Genomic DNA, 248 nt, shown 5'->3' with positions numbered 1-248 from the left:
CCGACCGGCTGGTGTCCGCGCTGGCCGCGCACAGCGACCCGGAATACCGGCTCAGCGTGCTCAAGCGCGTGGTCCGGCGCCTGGGCGAGGAACGCTATCCCTTGTTCATCCGCCTGCTCGGGGTGGTCGCCGAGAGCGACGACGCGCGCGCCCAGCACCTGCTCGCCGACACCTTCGGCACTGCGCTGCGGCGCATGGACCTGCCGGGCGGCGCGCTCAGCTCCTGGGGCGCGACCCGGCTGCCGGAT

At 74.2% G+C, this 248-nt stretch carries 1 protein-coding gene; it reads left to right on the top strand.

Translation table 11 applies throughout. The annotated features are described in order from the left end of the window. Positions 1–248 (top strand): hypothetical protein (locus tag HKX41_12670; GenBank protein NNC24988.1); only part of this gene is annotated, 248 nt, incomplete at both ends.

Origin of the sequence: Salifodinibacter halophilus (genome assembly GCA_012999515.1) — a bacterium.
Taxonomy (GTDB): Bacteria; Pseudomonadota; Gammaproteobacteria; order Nevskiales; family Salinisphaeraceae; genus Salifodinibacter; species Salifodinibacter halophilus.
This window is presented reverse-complemented; position numbering and strand designations above follow the sequence as displayed.